Source organism: Streptomyces sp. NPDC054840 (assembly GCF_053611065.1).
Window position 1 is genome coordinate 1 of record NZ_JBSGZP010000767.1, and the last position, 3,242, is coordinate 3,242.

At 72.6% G+C, this 3,242-nt stretch carries 3 protein-coding genes; all 3 read right to left on the reverse strand.

Features of this window, described 5'->3' with window-relative positions; genetic code table 11:
* Positions 1–145 precede the first annotated feature (145 nt).
* Positions 146–820, reverse strand: a complete 675-nt coding sequence (locus tag ACWGIU_RS33680) for a response regulator (RefSeq protein ID WP_453711903.1) — start codon at positions 818–820, stop codon at positions 146–148.
* Positions 808–2,034 (reverse strand): sensor histidine kinase, encoded by a 1,227-nt coding sequence (locus tag ACWGIU_RS33685; protein WP_453711904.1) that lies wholly within the window; start codon positions 2,032–2,034, stop codon positions 808–810. The genes ACWGIU_RS33680 and ACWGIU_RS33685 overlap by 13 nt, the downstream gene beginning before the upstream one ends.
* A 142-nt stretch (positions 2,035–2,176) precedes the next feature.
* On the reverse strand, positions 2,177–3,242 hold a 1,066-nt coding region (locus tag ACWGIU_RS33690; protein ID WP_453711905.1), incomplete at its 5' end, for a molybdopterin-dependent oxidoreductase.

Here is a 3,242-nt window from a genome sequence, read left to right on the forward strand (position 1 = left end):
GTACAGTCCTCCGGCAGCGCCGGCCAGAAGATGGACACCGGCTCGTCCCCTTTCCGGCGGGCCCTCCGAGGCGCCGCCGGGGATGACGATATGGACGGAGTGTGTGCCCCCTGTAGCCGTCCGTTTGGGGGGCTTGTGCGGGCGGTCAGCCCCCGTCGAGACTGTCCTCCCGTACCCGCTGGGCCAGGTCGAGCTTGGTGTAGGTGGGGCGGCCCGCCTGCTGGTACTTGGCCTTGACCCGGTCCAGGTAGTCCTTGGCGGTGTGGACGGTGATGCCGGCCCGCCGGGCGGCGGATTTCAAGGTCAGTCCGGAGGCGTAGTCGAGGAGGATCTGCCGTTCCCTGGGCGAGAGGCGAGGGCGTGCGGGGCTGTCGTCGTAGGCGCAGGCGAAGGCGAGTTCCGCGGAGAGGGCGCCCTGGCCCGAGGCCAGGTCCTTGATGGCGGCGACCAGGGTGGGCAGGTCATGGTCCTTGGTCAGGTAGCCGTCGGCGCCGGCCCGGATGGCCTCGATGATCCGGGAGCGGTCGGGGACCGTGCTGATCATCAGGACGCGGCTGCCGGTCCGCAGCAGCCGCCGGATGTTGTCGGCGGGGGCGGAGCCGTCGCGCAGGACGAGGTCGAGAAGGACGATGTCGGGCGGTGCGTGGCCCGTCGCCCCGAAGCCGTACGGAGGGTGGGCGTCCGGTGCACCGAGGAGCTCCCCGACGGTGGCGGCGGTCGCCAGGAGCCGCAGCTCCGGCACGCCGCCGAGCCAGGCCCGCAGGCCGTCGAGGAGCATCCGGTCGTCGTCGACCACCGAAACGGTGATCACCCGGGCCATCTCAGCTCCACCCGTACGCCCTCCCCGGGGGCGGTGTCCACGGTGGCCCGGCCCCCCACCTCCGCCATCCGGCCGTGGACCGAGCCGCGCAGCCCGAGGCCGGGCCGGCACCGCTCGGGGTCGAATCCGGGACCCCGGTCGACCACGGTGACGAGGGCTCCCCCGCGTCCGTCCGGGTCCCTGGTGGCGGTCAGGTAGGCGTGTCCGGTGCCCGCGTGGCGCCGTACGTTGTTCAGGGCCTCGCGAACGGCGTCGCCCAGCGCGGCGGCCACCTCGGGGGGCACCTGCGGCAGGTCGTGGTACTGGGCGGTGACCCGCAGTTGGAGGCTCTCGACGGATCCGACCGCCTCCTCCAGGGCGGTGCCGATCTCCCGGTGATGTACCTCGTCCGCGGTCTGCTGGATCAGCCGGCGCAGGTACGCGGCTTCGCGCGCGCAGCGCCGGCGCACCTCGGGGGCGTTGGCGTCGACCGAGCCGGAGGCCAGGGTGGTCAGAGTGGCGAGGACGGTGTCGTGGAGGGCCCGGTGGTGTTCCAGCCGCTCGGCGTAGCGCGCCTTGTGGGCTTCGGCGGCCACCGCGCGGGCATTGGCCTCGTCGAGGAGGCGGCCCTGGCGCAGCAGGTACCAGCGAAAGAGCCAGGTCATCACGGCCGAGGACACGATCGAGTTGAGATGGCCGAGAATCACGGCGGGGCTCGCGCCCACCGTCCGGTAGCCGACGAAGTGGGTGACCACGAGGAGAGCGATGACGATGAGGGCGTGCGGTCGTTCGAGGGAGATGGCCGCGACGGCGCTCGCCGATCCGCCGAGCAGCATGGCCCACGCGATCGCGGGCGGCTCGCGCAGGCCGCCCCAGGCGCAGAGGGCCAGGGGCAGTACGCAACCGGTGACCAGGACGTCCGCCCATATGTGCCGCCGGTCGAACCAGCCACGTCGCAGTGCGGTGCCGTAGGTCAGCGCGCTCAGTCCCAGTGCCGCGGCGAAACCCGCGTACTGCAGGGGCAGTTCCGACCGGCGCTGGACGACGGCGAGGGCGCCCACCGTCAGATGGCTCGCCCGGTACAGGAGGGTGGCCACGATCATGAAGGACTGGGCGCGTTGCAGCCCCGATCCGACCCCGCTCGTCCCCCGTAGTGCCCGTATGCGCCGTACCGGTAAGGACAGCAACGCCAAGACCACACCCTCCCGTACCGATTTGCCTGTGACATCTGCCATTTTGCCCTAGCAGGTGCACGTCAAATAGGCGCGTACCGGCCTGTCCCGGGCTTGGCCGAGGGGGCACCACAGGTCGGCCGGAAAGGTGTTCCCCACACCTGCCCGACGCCTGCCCGACGCGGGGCCGGCGCCGGTCCGGCGGCTATCCGGCCATGACGACGACGGAATGCCGGCCACTGGCCCCGTCCGGAATGGTCGGGGTGCGCCGTTCGGTCTGGGTCTCGCCCGTCCGATCGGTGGCGCGGACGGTGAGGGTGTGCGTACCGGAGGTGGCCTGCCAGGGGTAGGACCACTGGCGCCAGGTGTCGCGGGTGTGCTCGGTGGCGAGATCGGCCTCCTGCCACGGTCCGTCGTCGACCTGGATCTCGACGCGGTCGATGCCCCGGTGCTGGGCCCAGGCGACACCGGCCACCATCACCGTGCCGACCGCGGGGCGGGCGAAGGGTTTGGGGGTGTCGATGCGCGCCTGCGTCTTGACCGGTGCCCGCGGGGCCCACGCGCGCTCGACCCAGTACGGGTCGTAGGCGTCGAAGGTGGTGAGCTCGATGTTCTCGATCCACTTGCAGGCCGACACGTACCCGTACAGGCCCGGGACGATCATCCGTACCGGGAAGCCGTGGGCCGGCGGGAGCGGTTCGCCGTTCATCCCGACGGCGAGCAGTGCGTCCCGGCCGTCCATGACGTCCTCGACGGGCGTGCCCAACGTCATGCCGTCGACGGAGCGGGCCACCAGCTGGTCGGCGGGTCCGCCCTGGGACGGGGGCCGTACGCCGGCCTCCGCGAGCAGGTCGCCGAGCCGGGCGCCGAGCCACCGGGCGTTGCCCGCGTACGGTCCGCCGACCTCGTTGGAGACGCAGGTCACGGTGATGTCCCGCTCGATGAGCGGTCGGGCGAGGAGGTCCTGGAAGGAAAGGTTCAGCTCTCGGCGCACGCCCTTCCCGTGGATCCGCAGCCGCCACGTGTCCGCCGGGACGCGGGGAACGACCAGTGCGGTGTCGACGCGGTAGAAGTCCTTGTTCGGCGTGGTGAAGGGGCTGATCCCCGGTACGCGCAGGGCCGCGCCCGGGGGCACGTCCGTCGCCGGTGACGCCGGGCGCGGCAGGACCACGGCCGCCCGGGAGGCGAGCGCGTCGCCGGACCGCGAAGAGGTCACGGCCCGGCCGATGGCCCCCGCCCCGGTGCCGAGGGCGGCGGCGGCCCCCGTGAAC